The following is a 17,618-nucleotide window of genomic DNA, read 5'->3' on the forward strand; positions in this document are numbered from 1 at the left end:
AAATGGGAAGCTTTCGATATGGGGCATATCTTCTCCTGCTAGCGATGGTTTTGATCCTTACTGGGTGCAGCGATGGATCTACTGAGAAAACGGCATCAGCTACAGGGAAGAAGACTACAGGACTCGCAGCCGATGAAATTCGTAATGAAGCGTTTAAGGACTTATTTCCACTTCAATATAATAGTTACAAAAAGAATGAAAAGATGGAAGATACTACTTATGGCGGTTCTGAAAAACGCAGCAAATTTGAAAAGGATAAAGAGCCTTTGTTACCCATCCTCTTTAATGGATATGGATTTGCAACGGAATATAACGAAGAACGTGGACATACATACGCCTTAGAAGATATACGCAGTATTCAACGAATTACCGATAAATCGGTTGGCTCGTGTTACACTTGTAAATCGACAGCTGTTCCAAAGATGATTGAGGAAATGGGCGACCACTACTGGGGTGCTAATTTTAATAAAGATATTTGGCCAAAAGGGGAGGAGATGGGGCACTCGCCCATAGGCTGTTCGGATTGTCATGATCCAAAAACAATGGATTTGCGTGTCACTCGTCCAAGCTTCTATAAGGCATTACAAGCGAAAGGCGTAGATACATCCAATCCAACCAAAAACGATATGCGCAGCTATGTTTGCGGCCAGTGTCACGTGGAGTATTATTTTGCAGCCGATAATAGTGAAGTAACATTCCCGTGGACAAAAGGCTTTAAACCTGAAGAAATGTATGAGTATTACAGCACCATTGCGAAAGAAAAAGGTTTTGAGAAGGATTGGATTAGTAATATTTCTGGGACGCCGATGTTAAAGTCACAGCACCCCGAATATGAAACACATTCATCAGGTACACACGGCAAAGCGAATGTATCTTGTGCTGACTGCCATATGCCATATGAGCGTGTCGATGGAAAAAGAAAAATCACCTCACACTGGTGGACTTCACCGCTTAAAACCATGCAAACTTCATGCGGTCAGTGTCATGGCGACCGTGATTTAGATAAATTGAAGGACCGTGTCCTTGAAATTCAAGAAGCAAATGTTAGTGCATTACACGATGCACAGGATATTTCCACGACATCACACTATTATGTAAATAAAATGATTACTTCAGGTGTAAATCAGGAGAAAATCAAGCAAGCGCAGGAATTTGTTCGGAAGGGCCAATGGTTCTGGGATATTATCGCAGCTGAAAACTCGGCCGGTTTTCATAATCCACAAGGATCGATGGATTCCTTAAGAGAATCTGTTGTTCAATCCAACAAAGCGGTCCGGCTTGCAACTGAAGAGCTTGTTAAAAAAGGCGTTGACATGGAAGAGGTAGACAAGGAAATTGAAAAAGTGAAAAAGGCTGTTTTCGACGAAACAGAAAATGATAAGAAAAAAGATGCCGCAGTGAATAGTTATTTCCCTGCACAAGCACCGGTAGTACCAGGAGTACCAAAGAAATAACCTTAAATATTTTGGTCAGGAAAACACTGTTTCATTTACAGTGTTTTTTTCTTATGGTTTTTTTGAGGAGAAATTGAGTTTGGCGATATCTTCTTTAAATTTGGCGAAATGATTGGGTAACTTGGCGAAATCCTGGGCCAATTCAGCGAAATCCAATCCAGTTTGGCGAAATCCTGGGCCAATTCGGCGAAATCCAATCCAGTTTGACGGAATCCTGGATCGATTCAGAGGGAATACCAAATCTCCATACCTCTCCCCATTGCACTGGAAAACAAAAAGCATTGCGCGCCCCAAGAAAAAATAATAGAATATATCCTTGGTAATTGAAATTGTAATATGTAAAGGGGCGTTTTATACATGCCACGTGCCTTATGGCTCTTAATAATAGGGATGGTCGTTAATGTCACAGGCTCATCATTTCTGTGGCCTTTAAATACAATTTATATACATGATCACCTGGGTAAGTCCTTATCGATTGCTGGAATAGTCCTAATGCTAAATTCAGGCGCAAGTGTGATTGGTAACCTATATGGCGGCAGCCTATTTGATAGAATAGGCGGCTACAAATCTATCTTAATAGGAATCTCGATTACTCTTGCAGCACTCATCGGTTTAACTTTTTGGCATGGCTGGCCTGCCTATATTGTCTTCCAAATCATTATTGGATTCGGTACCGGTATTATTTTTCCGTCGATGTATGCAATGGCAGGGGTCGTTTGGGTTGAAGGTGGACGGAAAGCCTTTAACGCCATTTATGTTGCCCAAAACCTTGGGGTAGCCTTGGGGGCCTCCCTTGGCGGGATTGTTGCCGCTTATTCCTTTCAACTCATCTTCCTAGCCAATACTATTATGTACGTCCTCTTTTTGCTTATAGCGCTATTTGGCTATAAAGGAATTTCAGGAGAGTCAGGAAAACCGGCAACTAACGATATAAATGTTCCTATTGTAAAAAATAGAAAAAAACTGTATGCCTTATTAATACTGTGTACAGGGTATTTGCTTTGCTGGGTTGCCTATGTACAGTGGCAAACAACGATTGCCACCTATACACAGGAAATTAATATTTCATTAACACAGTATAGTCTATTATGGTCGATCAACGGTGCCCTAATTGTCATTGGCCAACCATTCTTAAATGGTGTAATGAAGCATCTGAAAGCATCACTTAAACTGCAAATGATTATTGGAATTGGTATTTTCGTTGTTTCATTTTTAGTTGCAGGGCAGGCAACGCTGTTCTCTGGGTTTCTAGTTGGGATGATTATCTTAACAATTGGTGAGATGTTTATCTGGCCGGCGGTTCCAACAGTTGCCTTTAACCTGGCACCGAAGGGACGTGAAGGCTTCTACCAAGGAATCGTCAACAGTACGGCCACAGGCGGCAGAATGATTGGTCCCCTAATGGGCGGAATAATCGTAGACATGTACAACATATCAGCACTATTCATTGTACTAATAGTGTTATTCCTCATCGCAATCATCACAACACTCCTTTACGATCGAGGTCTAAAAACAAAAATGGTGTCAGGCACCGTCCATGGACAAATCTAGTTATTTGTCCATTCCACGCGGACGAAGAAGTAACTCTTCTTTGTCTTTTTGTTTATTATCCCGATATTTTGACTATCCTGAATTTAGGCGCTAGTTTGCCTTGCATACTTGTTGAAAATTTATTACAATAACCGTAATACTTTATATTGAAATGACTGTGATTAGGAGTAGTAATGATTCATATCCGCACTTAGAGAGTTGACGGCTGGTGAAAGTCAACCGGGTACATCATGAACTCGCCTTTGAGTTGCAAGCGTGAAGGAATAGTAAGGCTTGCCGTTTTCCGCGTTAAGGATGAATGAAGCGAGTGTTGACAACACTAATGTGGGTGGTACCGCGGGAAGATACATACAATCCTCTCGTCCCTTTTTGGGATGAGGGGTTTTTTTATTTTGGCTGTGTTAAAGTTAAATGTTGATTTTAGCCCTCTGTTGATTGGAGTGGAAGGCACGAAGACTCCTGCAGGAGTACGGGGCAGGGGAGACCCCGCAGGAGCAAAGCGACGAGGAGGCTCCCCGGCACGCCTGCGGAAAGCGAAGTGCCTGGAACGGAAATCAACAGACAAGTTTAATACAGCCTTTATTTTAAGGAGGCAACAGATATGAGTTTCGATCATAATCACATCGAACAGAAGTGGCAAAAGAAATGGGAAGAAGAAAAAACATTTAAAACAAGCGAAGAATATGACAAGAGAAAATTCTACGCTTTAGATATGTTTCCATATCCATCAGGTGCCGGACTACATGTAGGACACCCTGAAGGCTATACAGCTACCGACATTCTTTCCCGCTTAAAGCGGATGCAGGGATACAATGTGCTTCATCCAATGGGCTGGGACGCGTTCGGCTTACCGGCAGAACAGTACGCACTAGATACGGGTAACGACCCTGCAGAATTTACAGAGCAGAATATCAACACGTTTCGCCGCCAAATTAAATCATTAGGATTCTCTTATGATTGGGATCGTGAAGTTAATACTACTGACCCAGAATACTACAAATGGACCCAATGGATTTTCTTAAAGTTATTCGAAAAAGGTTTAGCATATATTGATGAGGTTGCGGTAAACTGGTGTCCGGCGCTTGGAACAGTTCTCGCAAACGAAGAAGTCATTGATGGCAAAAGTGAGCGTGGCGGACACCCAGTTGAACGCCGTCCGATGAAGCAATGGATGTTAAAAATCACAGCTTATGGTGATCGTTTACTTGAAGACTTAGAAGAACTTGATTGGCCGGAAAGTTTAAAGGAAATGCAGCGTAACTGGATCGGCCGCTCGGAAGGTGCAGAAGTAACTTTCTCGATTGAAGGCCACCATGAGACATTCACAGTATTCACTACACGCCCTGACACCTTATTCGGTGCTACCTATGCAGTGCTTGCTCCTGAACATGCATTTGTTGATAAAATCACAACAGCTGAACAACGTGCTGCGGTTGATGCTTATTTGGATAAAGTGAAAACAAAGAGCGATTTAGAGCGTACCGATCTTGCAAAAGAGAAAACAGGCGTATTCACTGGGGCATATGCCATCAATCCTGCAAATGGTGAAAAAATGCCAATCTGGATCGCTGATTATGTATTAGTAAGTTACGGTACAGGGGCAATTATGGCAGTTCCAGCTCATGATGAGCGTGACTATGAATTCGCTAAAGAATTTAACCTGCCGATTAAAGCCGTTGTCGCTGGTGGAGATATTGACAAAGAAGCCTATACTGGCGATGGTGAACATATTAACTCTGAATTCTTAAATGGCTTGGATAAAGCAGAAGGCATTCAAAAGATGATTGCTTGGTTAGAAGAAAAGGGAATCGGAACGAAGAAAGTCACTTTCCGTTTGCGTGACTGGCTATTCAGCCGCCAGCGTTATTGGGGCGAACCGATTCCAATTATCCATTGGGAAGATGGCACAATGACTGCGGTTCCTGAAGATCAGCTTCCATTGATGTTACCAAAAACGAAAGAAATTCGACCATCTGGAACAGGGGAATCTCCGCTGGCAATTATTTCTGATTTCGTCAACGTGGTGGACCCAGAAACCGGTAAAAAGGGCCGTCGTGAAACCAATACAATGCCGCAATGGGCAGGCAGCTGCTGGTATTATTTACGTTACATTGATCCGAAAAATGATCAAGCACTTGCTTCTCAGGAAAAATTAAACCACTGGCTTCCTGTTGACATTTACATTGGCGGGGCAGAACATGCAGTTTTACATTTACTTTATGCGCGCTTCTGGCATAAATTCCTGTATGATATTGGTGTAGTTCCAACCAAAGAACCATTCCAAAAGTTATTTAACCAAGGCATGATTTTAGGTGAGGGAAATGAAAAAATGAGTAAATCAAAAGGGAATGTCGTAAACCCTGATGATATCGTCGGCAGCCATGGTGCTGACACCCTTCGCCTCTATGAAATGTTCATGGGACCGCTTGATGCATCAATTGCTTGGTCAACAAATGGACTAGATGGTTCCCGCCGCTTCTTAGATCGCATCTGGCGTTTATTGGTTGAAGAAAACGGGGAATTAAATCCAAAGATTCAAGTAAATGAAGAAGCCTCTAATTTGGAAAAAGTTTATCATCAAACAGTGAAGAAAGTGACTGAGGATTACGAAGGCTTAAGATTTAATACGGCGATCTCACAGATGATGGTATTTATAAATGAGGCCTATAAAGCAACCGTACTGCCAAAAGAATATATTGAAGGTTTTGTTAAAATGCTTGCACCTGTTTGCCCGCATATTGCTGAGGAGCTTTGGGAGAAGTTAGGTCATAGTGAAACAATATCTTACGAAGCATGGCCAGCCTATGATGAGGCAAAACTAGTAGATGATGAAGTTGAAATTGTTGTTCAAGTCAATGGTAAAGTAAAAGCAAAGCTTTTGGTACCAGTGGATGCAAGCAAAGAGTCTCTTGAGGGAATCGCAATGGAGGATGCCCAAATTAAGGAACAAATTGAAGGGAAAACAATCCGCAAAGTCATTACTGTTCCTGGCAAGCTTGTAAATATCGTCGCAAATTAATCTATAGAATGGCCCCATTTTCGGGGCTGTTTTTCCTAAAGGGGATGGACTTAATGGAAGAAATTCAAACAATTACACCAGAAGAATTACAAAAGAAGCTTGAGTCAGGGGAAAAACTTGAGCTAGTCGATGTAAGGGAAGATCATGAGGTCGTTTTCGGGATGATCCCAGGAGCAAAGCATATTCGCATGGGAGATATCCCTGATAAACTCGACTACTTTGACAAGGATAAAGAATATATCTTTATCTGCCGCTCCAGCGCAAGAAGCGGAAATGTCTGCCATTATTTGCAGGATCAAGGCTATAAGGTTCGTAATATGGTAGGCGGCATGCTCTCTTGGACTGGTGAAACAGAATACACAGAATAACCGATTCCACAATGGAATCGTTTTTTTTGTGCGGCGGCAAATCAAGTCTGCTGGTGGCAATGTAGGTATTCATTAAGTACCACCAGTAGTTGTATCAAAGCCTCCACTCAAAATAATCTTAGCTTTTTATAATGATTAAATTTTTAAAATTTCAGAAAAGTGGTAAGAATAGTAGTAAAAAAAGAGAGGGAGAGAACATTGATACAGGTGAAGTTGTTTGATCGGGAGCATGAGAAGGATCTGGAAAAGGAAATGAATCGTTTTTTAAAGGGACTGGATGAAACAAGTCTGCTTGATATTAAATATAATGTGGCAGCAATGGCAGAGGAAGAAGAAGAGGAACAGATTTATTGTTTTTCAGCGATGATTATTTATAAGGCCTGACAACTTGTCAGACCTTTTTATTTTTTACATATATGGCTGCATTACTACCAGCTAATCTTCCGGTTACAAGTGCAGAAGTAATATTATACCCTCCGGTGTACCCATGGATATCTAAGATTTCACCGCAAAAATATAAACCATTCATAAGTTTCGAGCCCATCGTTTGCGGCTCAATTTCTTTAACTGACACACCGCCGCCCGTGACAAACGCTTTTTCAAGTGGCAGGGTGCCATTAACTTTAATTAGGAATTGCTTACAACTCTTGGAAAAACTGCGTATTTTTTCATTAGAAATCGTTCCAGCTTGCTCAGCAGGATCGATTCCATTTTGGTCTAATAGAAACAGGAGGTACCGTTCAGGGACGAGCCCTTTGAGTGTATTTTTAATGCTTTTCTTAGGCTCGCTTTTTACAAGTGAGAGAATTTCTTGAAAAACTTCTTCCTCTTTCTTATCTGGTAAGACATTAAGGCTCATGGTTACTTCTTGTAACTTCCATTTCTTCATCGCTTTCACCACGAACTGGCTGCAGCGAAGTACAGCAGGACCGCTTAGTCCAAAATGGGTAAAAATCATATCCATTCGATGAGAAATGAGGGGCTTACCCTTTGGGTTCAAGACACTTAATTCGATATCTCTTAACGACAACCCTTGAAGGACTTTGTTTTTTATAAATGGTTCATTCGAGGTCACTGGAACCTCGGTGGGAAAAAGTTCAGTAATGGTATGGCCCGCTTTTTCAGCCCAGGCATAGCCATCACCCGTCGAACCTGTATGAGGGACAGACTTTCCTCCGACAGCAATCACGACGGATTGTGCAGATATGGTTTGTCCGTCCTTAAGTACCACAGCTGAAACACGCTCATCCTCATACATGAGTTCGCGGACAGGGCTATTTGTAAAGACACGTACATGAAGTTTTTCTAGTTGATTTAGTAATGCATCCACAACGGACTGTGCTTTATTAGAGACTGGAAACATCCGGCCGTGATCTTCTTCCTTTAAGGCAATTCCTAATTTCTCAAAGAATTTAATAATATCTTCATTACTAAAGATAGAAAAAGCACTATATAAAAATTTCCCGTTTCCAGGCAAGTGCTTGATAATTTCCTCTATTGGCAGGCGATTGGTCACGTTACAGCGGCCGCCGCCAGATATCGCTAGTTTTCTGCCAAGTTTGTCACCTTTATCTATTAAAAGGACCTTTGCGCCTTTTTCACCAGCGGCAATAGCGGCCATTAAACCTGATGGGCCGCCGCCGATGACAATAACATCATATTCCATATTTACACCAACTTTTTATTAATCCATCACTCCATTATAAACATTTATCATCAAAATAAAACGAAAGTGCCCATATTTTCATAAATTTCACTTGGTTGTTAGTGGCGTCTGGGGACAAGAAGTTGTACACTACTATAGTGTGCAAAAAATAGTCGATTTATATATGTGAAGAAGCGCACGTATTTCTTCAGGTAGGAAGGGATTTTATGCAGTCTAAGCTATTAAGAGGAACATTTATATTAACGCTAGGAACGATTCTTTCAAAGGTTATCGGCTTAATTTATGTTATACCATTCTTTCAAATTGTCGGTCGGGAAGGAACTACGCTTTATCAGTTTTCCTATGTACCGTATACGATTTTTATTAGCGTTGCAACAGCCGGGGTGCCGCTCGCCGTTTCGAAATTTATTTCAAAATATAATGCTTTAGAGGAGTATGCAGTTGGCAGGAAGCTGTTTAAATCGGGTTTAGTCATTATGATGTTAACAGGGATTATGGCTTTCTTAGTGATGTATCTTGCGGCACCGACATTAGCGGAAATGAGTGTTGGTGATAAAAAGGCTAATTTAGATTCGGTCACCACGGTTATGCGAGCTGTAAGCTTTGCGTTAATTGTTGTTCCATTTATGAGCCTCATTCGAGGATTCTTTCAAGGGCATCAATCGATGGGCCCCTCTGCACTTTCACAAGTTGTGGAACAAATTGTCAGGATTGCCTTTACCCTTCTAGGAGCTTTTGCCGTCTTACATATTTTTCATGGAAAAATGGTAACAGCGGTAAGTGTGGCGACGTTTGCTGCCTTTATTGGCGCGATTGGCGGTTTATTTGTTTTATTTTGGTATTGGTATAAACGAAAACCGTATTTAGACGAACTCCTTTCACAGGATAAGGGCACAATAGATATCTCTCTTAAGGATATCTATAAGGAAATTCTTATTTATGCGTTTCCGTTCGTGTTAGTGGGGATTGCCAACCCTTTATTTCAGGCGATTGATCAATTCACCTTTAGTCAGGCAATGGCAGAAATCGGGAAAGCGAAATTTGCAGAATCCTTTTTCTCTATTTTGAACTTTGAATCCCATAAAATTGTCATTATTCCAGTGTCTCTGGCAACAGGATTTTCGTTAACCCTTGTACCAAGTATAACGAGGGCCTTCGTTGAAGGGGAGGGAGCAAGCTTAAACCAACAGTTAGATCAGACATTTCAGGTCCTGTTATTTTTAACATTACCTGCAGCTATTGGTCTTTCATTATTGGCAGAACCTGTATATACAGCATTTTATCAGCATGATGTAATTGGTACGGAAGTATTAAGGGCATACGCACCTGTAGCCATTCTTTTTTCCTTATATTCTGTTACTGCAGCCATATTACAAGGAATCAACGAACAACGATTTACGGTGTTAAGTTTACTTGTCGGATTATTAATTAAACTGTCTCTAAATATTCCGTTAATAAAAATGATGGAAACAAGAGGAGCAGTATTAGCAACAACACTTGGATATGTTGCAGCCATCCTCATCAATTTTATTGTTATTAAGATATATGCCCGCTATCCATTCCGATTTGTATGGAGGAGAAGCATGTTAATTGTTATCTTTGCCGGATTCATGTGGGTGGGTACAGAATTAATGTACAAACTATTATTGTTATTCCTTTCTCCAGCATTAAAAGTTCAATCCGTTATAATAATTGTTATTTGTGCTGCAGTGGGAGCTGGAATTTATTTTTATCTTGGCTTAAAATCAGGACTTGCGACCCGTTTATTTGGAGATAAACTTGATCGGATCATGAACAAATTAAAATTACCTGGGAGGAAGAGAAGCGTTGAGAATTGATAAAATGCTTGCAAACCTAGGCTATGGAAGCAGAAAAGAAGTTAAGCAACTATTAAAAAGCAGTGCGGTTAAAGTGGATGATGTGGTAGTAAAAGATGCAAAACAGCATGTGGATCCATCCTTACAAACTGTCACCTTAAACGGAGAAATTATCGAATACAAAGAATTTATTTATTTGATGATGAATAAGCCACAAGGAGTCTTATCTGCTACAGAAGATAGTTCGACCGAAACAGTCATCGATTTATTAGAACTCGAAGACCAAGTTTATGAGCCTTTTCCGGTTGGACGATTGGATAAGGATACTGAAGGGTTGCTGCTAATCACCAATGACGGCCAATTGGCCCACCGTTTGCTTTCTCCGAAAAAGCATGTTCCGAAGACGTATTTTGCGGTCATTGATCGTGAAGTGACTGAGGAAGATATTGAAGCGTTTGCTAACGGCGTTACCTTGGATGATGGCTATGAAACCAAGCCAGGTGAATTGAAAATCTTAAAGTCTGGCATCCGATCCGACATTGAATTAACAATCACTGAAGGGAAATTTCATCAGGTGAAAAGAATGTTTGAAGCTGTTGGGAAAAGAGTAGTCTATCTCCAACGGATTTCGATGGGTCCATTACCACTCGATAAGACACTTGAATTAGGTGAATATCGAGAACTAACAGATGAAGAAGTGGAGTTACTCAGAAATTATCAAGTGAAATAGACTTATATATGAAAAAGCAGCCTCATTTGAAGCTGCTTTTTCTCTTTTTATAGCTTGTCCTTACAGTATTAAGCCTGTAAAAAAGATTGTAACATCCAGTTATGTTTCTTAAGTTTTCCAATTAAGCCTAAAAACATGTCGCTAGTGACTTCGTCATCATTTTGCTCGGCCACTTCCATTCCAACTTTTAACTCATCAATGAGTAATGAAAAGTCATGGATGATTGCTTGTACCATTTCCTCAGCTGTTAGTGTTTCGTTCGTTTCTTCAATCGTTGCAAGTTGAAGATACTCTTTTAGGGTAGAAACAGGACGGCCTCCAATCGTTAATAATTGTTCTGCAAATTCATCAATGGAAGCGGCTGCTTCTTCATATAATTCTTCAAATTTTCCGTGCAAGGTAAAGAAGTGAGGACCTTTCACATACCAGTGAAAACGATGTAATTTAGTATATAGGACATTCCAGTTAGCGATTTGTAGGTTGAGCATTTGTTCGACTGTCATTTAACATTCCTCCTAATTTATTATCTGAATTAATTATAACACATATTATTTAAAAGTAAATATTAAATTATAATTATTATAAATAAGGAGAAAAATAATTAACTATACGGTTCTCTGGGTATCTTAATAATATTTACTTGAAAAGGATACCTTAATATTAAGGGGGAACTGTCATGAAACTTACACACGAGCAGGCAATTGAGTTACACGGCTTTAATAACTTAACGAAATCGTTAAGCTTTAATATGTATGACATTTGTTTTACGAGAACGAGGGAAGAGCGTGAAGCTTATTTAAAGTATATTGATGAACAATACAGTGCGGAAAGGCTGCAAAATATATTAAAGCATGTTTCAGATATCATTGGTGCCCATGTATTAAATGTTGCGAGTCAGGACTTTGAACCGGCTGGGGCGAGTGTGACCCTGTTGGTTTCTGAGGGGCCGGTTGCGAATGCACCAGATGAATCATTTGAAGAATCACCGGGACCACTGCCAGAATCGGTGGTTATGCAGTTAGACAAGAGCCATATCACGGTTCATACATATCCTGAATTTCACCCCGATGAAGGAATCAGTACATTTAGAGCGGATATTGATGTTTCCACTTGCGGGGAGATTTCGCCGCTTAAGGCTCTTCATTACTTAATTAGATCGTTTGAAACGGATGTCATGACAATTGATTACCGTGTGCGCGGGTTTACACGGGATAAATCGGGACACAAGCTCTTTATTGATCATGAAATCAATTCGATTCAGAATTATATCCCGGAAGATGTTGGTGAACTATTCGATATGATTGACGTCAATGTCTATCAGGAGCATATTTTTCACACGAAATGCAAACTGCGTGAATTCGATTTAAATAATTATTTATTTGGATATAGCAAAGACACTTTAACACCTGAAGAACATATTGAAATCACTGAGCGGTTAAAGATAGAGATGGATGAAATCTTTTATGGGAAAAATATTGTTCAATAACAGGAGCAGTAATATTAAGTTCACTGGAACAGAGGTGTTGTCGGGTCTTAGGGTGACTCAAAAAGTAATTGATTAAGACTAAGGTCACGTAGAAGGAGTCTACGTGACTTAAATCATGTCAGAATAAAGACGAAGGTCACGGAGGGGTTAGCAGCCTTAAAAAAATCGCTTGACGTGAAACCAAATGGTGTTATATAGTCTTTATATGAAACCAAATGGTTTCGTATTGAAAAATATCGCAGCAAAATTCGAGGAGGCAATTAATATGAGTAACGAGTCACAGGCAACATTAGAGGATATAAAGTATACGGTTGTTTATAATGCTCCGATTGCAAAAGTATGGGATGCAGTAGCGACTGCAGAGGGTCTAAGTGCCTGGTTTATGCCAAATGATCTACAGGCAGTTGAGGGACATGAGTTTCATTTAAATGCAGCGCAATTTGGCATGTCGCCATGTAAGGTAACCCATGTTGATCCTCCAAACCGTCTATCCTTTAATTGGGGGAAAGATTGGACACTAACATTTGAATTAAAAGAACTGGATGATAAAACGGAGTTAACATTAATCCATGGAGGTTGGGACGCGAATAAAGTCACTGAATTTGGTCAACCGCATACTCCAATCCGTGATCATATGAATCAGGGCTGGGCAGGTATTGTGAAAAAATTGCAGGGATATGTTGAGGCATAAATGGCGGCTTCCTCGGCAAAGCATGATGTCTTTCAAGCCATCGCTGATCCAACAAGAAGAAAGCTGTTAAAACTGCTTAGCAAGGAAGAGATGCCCGTAAATGCAATAAGTGAACACTTCCCGATAAGCCGTACCGCCGTGTCTAAGCATCTTCGTGTTTTAGCGGAGGCGGGGCTGGTTAAGGAACGAAAAGCTGGCAGGGAAACAAGGTACAAGCTGGAGCCAGAACCCTTATATGAATTAAAAGATTGGCTCCAATATTTTGAGCTATTTTGGGAAAATAAATTATCAGCACTCAGGCTATTTGTAGAGTCAGATGATCAAGATACGCCAACGGATCCAAAGGATTGAGATTGAAAAAGCAAAAAAGGCCAACCAATATTTGGTGGCCTTTTTAAGTTCATATTAAACAGTAATTTCATTCAACCCATTTTTTCTAACAAGAAATGAGAGGATGATTAGCAAGCCTATTATTGTTAGGCTTACCGATGAACCAATAATATTATTTGGATTAAACACAAATCCAATAAAGATAATACTTAAAGATGCAAGTGCGAAAATGGTCGTATATGGAAACCATTTTATTTGGAACGCTGGTTGATTTTTGTAAAGTGGTCTTAATTTTAACTGCGCTGCACAAATACTACTCCAGAGTAACATGACTGTAAATCCTGGAATGGTCATAAGATAGCCGATAACCTGACTAGGTGTTAAATAAGCTAGAAAAACTCCTGCTAGTATACAGACACTCGTAAGGAAAATTCCTGTTAATGGGATTCCCTTTGCGGAGAGTTTTGCAAAAACCTTAGGCGCAACACCACTTTGTGCCATCGAAAATAGTGTTCTTGATGTCGCATAGATTCCTGAATTTGCAGCCGATAGAACAGCTGTCAAAAGGACAAAGTTCATAATATGTGCTGCTCCCGGTAATCCGGTTGCGCTAAAGACCTGAACGAAGGGACTGTCTGTACCAGTAACTTTGTCCCAAGGCATGAGTCCACAAATGATTAGAATTGGTAAAATATAAAAAATCATGACACGCCATACGGCACCTTTAATAATTTTTGGCAATACTCGCTCGGCATCCTTTGTTTCGGTTATAGCTACCCCGATTAATTCCGCACCGCCATAAGAAAACATGACTACTAAAAATGCGCTGAACATTCCACCTATTCCGTGCGGGAAAAATCCGCCATTAGCTGTATAGTTAGAGAGTGGGTCCTGAATCGAGCTAGGAATAATACCAAAAAGGAGTGAAAAGCCTAAGATAATAAAGGCCACAAGTGCAATGATTTTAATCCCTGCAAACCAAAATTCAAGCTCCCCATAATTTTTTACTTGAGTTAAATTGATTCCTACGATTACAACTGCACATAGGAAACTTAACAGCCATAAAGGTATCGTAGGAAACCAAAATTGTAGAAAACTTCCCGCAGCTAGTAATTCAACAATCGTAACAAGAGTCCAATTGATCCAGTACAGCCATCCGACGATATAAGAAACTTGGAAACCAAATGCTTTGTTTACTAAATGCTGTACATTTAAATTTGGAAAAGCAAGTGCCATTTCCCCAAGGGCAGCCATTATGATAAAAAGTAATAGACCGCCAAGTAAATAGGCCACGACTACACTAGGTCCAGCAATGGCTAATGTATCGGAACTGCCTTTAAATATCCCCGTCCCAATCATACCAGCCAAAGCAATAAACTGGACATGCCTTGATAATAATCCTTTTTGTAAGTTCTGATGATTTTTTTTCATATCTTCTCCTATTAAACTTTTTTGCTTAAACGCTTTTAAGCGCTAAAGTATTTTTCTATAATAATATACTACCATACTATTTAAATCTGTCAATTGGAGTCGAGAGACTGAGCAGTTAAGCCATATCCCTATTTTGACCTGGACGATCGCATTATTTCATTGGGAATTTTGATAACAGTTTAAATATTAACCAGAAGAATTTTTTTTGGTTGAAGGAAACTTTGTTTGAAGAGGCGAATATAAATAAAGTAAATTAGGAGGATGATGCATATGTTTATTACCCCTCGATTGCAGCGGAGAATTTTCATGTATTCATATGTTTTTAGAAAGCTCGGCATCATAAGTGAACAAGAATATAACAAAATCACTAATCATGTACATGGCAGGACTTAATATTTTGACAAACAAAAAGCACCGAGAGTATCTCGTGTGCTTTTTTATGCTATCCATTTACGTTACTTTTCGTTTTAAGAAGACATTTTAACCCTTTTTTGTGTAGTCGTCCATTTTCCGCGGCTTGGGCTTATTACCAAGTCATTATAGGCTAAGACATTTAAATCTCGTTGTATGGTGCGAGGAGTGATACCAAATTCCTCTACAAGTTCCTGCGTTGTGACTGTTCCATTATTGCGAATAAACATGTAGATACATTTGATGCGGTTTAACATCCGGTTAGTCGAAGGTTTCAAAAAACCACTCCCTATCCTTTTTTCAAACCTATGGCTTAATCCCTCTACCGACAGCCTGTTTGAAGATTCCTCTTCAAGAAATATGTAGTTTTCTTTTCCGCGCAGACAACTCCTTTTTATGGATGTTTACTGTGGATACTTAGATGGTGTCCATCTATCCTTATTGTAACCACAAAAACTGAAAATTTCCACCAATATACTTTATTTTACAAAATAATCTTCAAAAATTAACAAAAATTGTTCGGATATTCTCCCTCCCTTGTAGTACTCTTACTATAGGTTATGGGTTATAATGTATGGATTATGACAAATTATTTGAATTTTTAGTTTTAACACAGCGAATAAAAAATAAAGGGGAAATGGGAGAATGAAATATGCAATCATGGATGGAAAAATAATTGAGCGAAGCGAGGCAAAGGTGGATGTAGAAGACCGAGGCTATCAATTTGGGGATGGAGTGTACGAGGTGATCCGTGTCTACAACGGAAAAATGTTCACAGTAACCGAACATCTAAATCGTTTATTGAAAAGTTTAGATAGTATCGGCATCCAACTCCCATACACAATGGATCAATTAACAAATTTGCTGGAAGAACTGATTGAGAAAAATAACCTTCAGTTAGGAACGATTTATATGCAAATTTCAAGAGGCGTTGCCCTTCGTAATCATGCTTTCCCAACAGAAAATGTGAGGCCAAGTTTAGTAGCATATACGAAGGAAGTGTCTAGGCCATTAGAGAGTTTGAAGATGGGCGTAAGAACAATCGTTACAGATGATATACGCTGGCTGCGCTGTGATATAAAAAGTTTAAATTTGCTTGGAAATTTATTAGCGAAGCAAAAAGCTGCCGAAGCCGATTGCTTTGAGGCAATTCAACATCGCAGCGGGAATGTGACGGAAGGAAGTTCATCAAATATCTATATGGTTAAAAATGGAAGGGTAATCACACATCAGTCGGATAACTTAATTTTAAAAGGAATTACAAAAGATGTTATTTTGCATGTCTGCGAAAAAAATAACATTGTTGTTGAGGAACGAACATTTACACTTGATGAACTTATAGATGCTGAGGAAGTGTTCCTTTCAAGTACGACCGCAGAGGTAATGCCAATTATTGAAGTGGATGGGAAGCGTGTAAGGGATGGTTTGCCTGGTCCTGTCACAAAATTACTGCAGGAACGTTTTGAGTTAGAAATTGAAAAACAATGCGGAGCACTTAATGACAAAATTCTTCATTAGGAATTAAGACGTGTACACAGAAGTGTCCACGTCTTACTCTTTAATCCATATGCTTGGTTCCTTTAGGGGGAAAAATGAACTACTTTTTTCCCTAATAAAAGAACGCCCACTTATTATTTTTAAAACTGGAACAAATCGCTCGATAAGTATCTTTCGCCTGTATCGCAAGCAATACATACAACGACATCATTAGGGGTTAATCGTTTGGCAACTTCTATCGCTGCAAAGCAAGCCCCGCCTGAGGATGGCCCGACAAGAATTCCTTCTTCTACAGCCAACCTGCGTGCAATATCATAGGCATCTTCATCATTAATTTGATGGATTTCATCATAAACATCCTGATTAAGAATGTCTGGAATAAACCCTGGACTTGTTCCAACAAGTTTGTGCTTACCAGGTTTTCCGCCTGACAAAACAGGCGAGCCTTTTGGTTCCACCACGTGGACAGATATATTTTCAAAATGTGCTTTCAAGGTTTCGCCTGTACCAGTTATGGTCCCACCTGTTCCAGCGGTGGCAACAAAGGCAGCAAGCGGTTTGCCAAGTTCGTTCATTGCTTCAATGATTTCTACAGCGGTAGTATGACGGTGTGCATCTGAGTTCGCATGATTTTCAAATTGCATTGGAATAAAACTATTGGGAATCTCGTTAGCTAATTCGATGGCTTTTTTGATGGCCCCTGGCATTTTTTCATCTCCAGGTGTAAGGACAACTTCCGCACCGTATGCCCTTAAAATACTGATTCTTTCTTGCGTCATCGTATCTGGCATGATGATAATCGATTTATATCCTCGTGCAGCAGCATTCATGGCAAGGCCAATCCCTGTATTTCCACTTGTTGGTTCGATAATCGTGGAACCTGTGGTTAATTTCCCAGCCTTTTCAGCTTCAACAATCATATTAAATGCAGCACGGTCTTTTACGCTTTTACTAGGGTTAAAGTATTCTAACTTTAGATAAACCGATGCCCCCCCCCTAGGTGCTAATCGATTTAGTTTAACAAGTGGTGTATCTCCGATTAGTTCAGCTATATTATTGACTACTTTCAAGAGGCCCGCGTCCTTTCCATCCTTTGAAGTAAATAACTATTACTTAATTCATAACTAATAATAAATAAAAATTAACACTTTGTAAAAAAATCGGCTA

General features: G+C 39.8%; 17 protein-coding genes and 1 other annotated feature. Of the genes, 12 read left to right on the forward strand and 5 right to left on the reverse strand.

All coding sequences use genetic code 11. From position 1 onward, the window contains the following. The first annotated feature begins 2 nt into the window (after positions 1 to 2). The 6 genes from M3610_RS14920 to M3610_RS14945 all read left to right on the forward strand — a co-directional run bounded on the left by M3610_RS14920 (position 3) and on the right by M3610_RS14945 (position 6,776). Positions 3 to 1,454 carry an ammonia-forming cytochrome c nitrite reductase subunit c552 gene (locus tag M3610_RS14920; RefSeq protein WP_251460140.1) on the forward strand — a complete coding sequence of 484 codons (1,452 nt, stop codon included), beginning with the start codon at positions 3 to 5 and terminating at the stop codon, positions 1,452 to 1,454. A 357-nt stretch (positions 1,455 to 1,811) separates the two neighbouring features. After that, a complete protein-coding gene (locus M3610_RS14925) occupies positions 1,812 to 3,005 on the forward strand; it encodes an MDR family MFS transporter (RefSeq protein WP_251460142.1) in 1,194 nt (397 codons plus the stop codon). Positions 3,006 to 3,153: 148 nt separating this feature from the next. Further along, positions 3,154 to 3,375, forward strand: a binding site (T-box leader). Positions 3,376 to 3,397: 22 nt separating this feature from the next. Next, on the forward strand, positions 3,398 to 3,610 hold the full coding sequence (locus tag M3610_RS14930) for a hypothetical protein (RefSeq protein WP_251460143.1): 213 nt from the start codon (positions 3,398 to 3,400) through the stop codon (positions 3,608 to 3,610). Further along, positions 3,607 to 6,024: a leucine--tRNA ligase gene (gene leuS, locus M3610_RS14935; RefSeq protein WP_098574573.1), complete on the forward strand. Its 2,418-nt coding sequence runs from the start codon at positions 3,607 to 3,609 to the stop codon at positions 6,022 to 6,024. The genes M3610_RS14930 and leuS overlap by 4 nt, the downstream gene beginning before the upstream one ends. A gap of 53 nt (positions 6,025 to 6,077) precedes the next feature. Further along, on the forward strand, positions 6,078 to 6,392 hold the full coding sequence (locus tag M3610_RS14940) for a rhodanese-like domain-containing protein (protein ID WP_098574572.1): 315 nt from the start codon (positions 6,078 to 6,080) through the stop codon (positions 6,390 to 6,392). A gap of 198 nt (positions 6,393 to 6,590) precedes the next feature. Further along, the gene (locus tag M3610_RS14945; RefSeq protein ID WP_026563254.1) at positions 6,591 to 6,776 is read left to right on the forward strand and encodes a sporulation protein Cse60; all 186 of its coding nucleotides are present in this window, start codon (positions 6,591 to 6,593) and stop codon (positions 6,774 to 6,776) included. 7 nt (positions 6,777 to 6,783) lie between these two features. Here the strand turns inward: M3610_RS14945 and M3610_RS14950 are convergent, their stop codons facing one another. Then, positions 6,784 to 8,058 carry a BaiN/RdsA family NAD(P)/FAD-dependent oxidoreductase gene (locus tag M3610_RS14950; RefSeq protein WP_251460145.1) on the reverse strand — a complete coding sequence of 425 codons (1,275 nt, stop codon included), beginning with the start codon at positions 8,056 to 8,058 and terminating at the stop codon, positions 6,784 to 6,786. Positions 8,059 to 8,264: 206 nt separating this feature from the next. Between M3610_RS14950 and M3610_RS14955 the strand changes: the two genes are divergently transcribed. Both M3610_RS14955 and M3610_RS14960 read left to right on the forward strand, forming a co-directional pair. Then, the gene (locus tag M3610_RS14955) at positions 8,265 to 9,896 is read left to right on the forward strand and encodes a putative polysaccharide biosynthesis protein (protein ID WP_251460147.1); all 1,632 of its coding nucleotides are present in this window, start codon (positions 8,265 to 8,267) and stop codon (positions 9,894 to 9,896) included. Beyond that, positions 9,886 to 10,605, forward strand: coding sequence for a 16S rRNA pseudouridine(516) synthase (locus tag M3610_RS14960; protein ID WP_251460149.1), 720 nt, complete (start codon positions 9,886 to 9,888; stop codon positions 10,603 to 10,605). Before M3610_RS14955 ends, M3610_RS14960 begins: the two co-directional genes overlap by 11 nt. A 68-nt stretch (positions 10,606 to 10,673) precedes the next feature. Here the strand turns inward: M3610_RS14960 and M3610_RS14965 are convergent, their stop codons facing one another. After that, a complete protein-coding gene (locus tag M3610_RS14965) occupies positions 10,674 to 11,108 on the reverse strand; it encodes a Dps family protein (protein WP_251460151.1) in 435 nt (144 codons plus the stop codon). Positions 11,109 to 11,281: 173 nt separating this feature from the next. Here M3610_RS14965 and speD point away from each other — a divergent pair, with 173 nt between their 5' ends. The 3 genes from speD to M3610_RS14980 all read left to right on the forward strand — a co-directional run bounded on the left by speD (position 11,282) and on the right by M3610_RS14980 (position 13,133). Further along, the gene (speD, locus tag M3610_RS14970) at positions 11,282 to 12,091 is read left to right on the forward strand and encodes an adenosylmethionine decarboxylase (protein ID WP_098574567.1); all 810 of its coding nucleotides are present in this window, start codon (positions 11,282 to 11,284) and stop codon (positions 12,089 to 12,091) included. Between the two features lie 265 nt (positions 12,092 to 12,356). After that, on the forward strand, positions 12,357 to 12,782 hold the full coding sequence (locus M3610_RS14975; protein ID WP_098574566.1) for an SRPBCC family protein: 426 nt from the start codon (positions 12,357 to 12,359) through the stop codon (positions 12,780 to 12,782). Then, positions 12,783 to 13,133: an ArsR/SmtB family transcription factor gene (locus M3610_RS14980; protein ID WP_251460153.1), complete on the forward strand. Its 351-nt coding sequence runs from the start codon at positions 12,783 to 12,785 to the stop codon at positions 13,131 to 13,133. A gap of 54 nt (positions 13,134 to 13,187) precedes the next feature. Here M3610_RS14980 and M3610_RS14985 read toward each other — a convergent pair whose 3' ends face one another. Further along, positions 13,188 to 14,543: an amino acid permease gene (locus tag M3610_RS14985; RefSeq protein WP_098574564.1), complete on the reverse strand. Its 1,356-nt coding sequence runs from the start codon at positions 14,541 to 14,543 to the stop codon at positions 13,188 to 13,190. A 467-nt stretch (positions 14,544 to 15,010) separates the two neighbouring features. Next, positions 15,011 to 15,232, reverse strand: coding sequence for a DeoR family transcriptional regulator (locus tag M3610_RS14990; RefSeq protein WP_081825309.1), 222 nt, complete (start codon positions 15,230 to 15,232; stop codon positions 15,011 to 15,013). Positions 15,233 to 15,599: 367 nt separating this feature from the next. Here M3610_RS14990 and dat point away from each other — a divergent pair, with 367 nt between their 5' ends. Next, positions 15,600 to 16,472 carry a D-amino-acid transaminase gene (dat, locus tag M3610_RS14995; RefSeq protein ID WP_251460156.1) on the forward strand — a complete coding sequence of 291 codons (873 nt, stop codon included), beginning with the start codon at positions 15,600 to 15,602 and terminating at the stop codon, positions 16,470 to 16,472. Positions 16,473 to 16,591: 119 nt separating this feature from the next. Here dat and cysK read toward each other — a convergent pair whose 3' ends face one another. Beyond that, on the reverse strand, positions 16,592 to 17,521 hold the full coding sequence (gene cysK / locus M3610_RS15000; RefSeq protein WP_251460158.1) for a cysteine synthase A: 930 nt from the start codon (positions 17,519 to 17,521) through the stop codon (positions 16,592 to 16,594). Between the last annotated feature and the right edge of the window lie 97 nt (positions 17,522 to 17,618).

It is taken from the genome of Neobacillus sp. MER 74, from assembly GCF_023714155.1.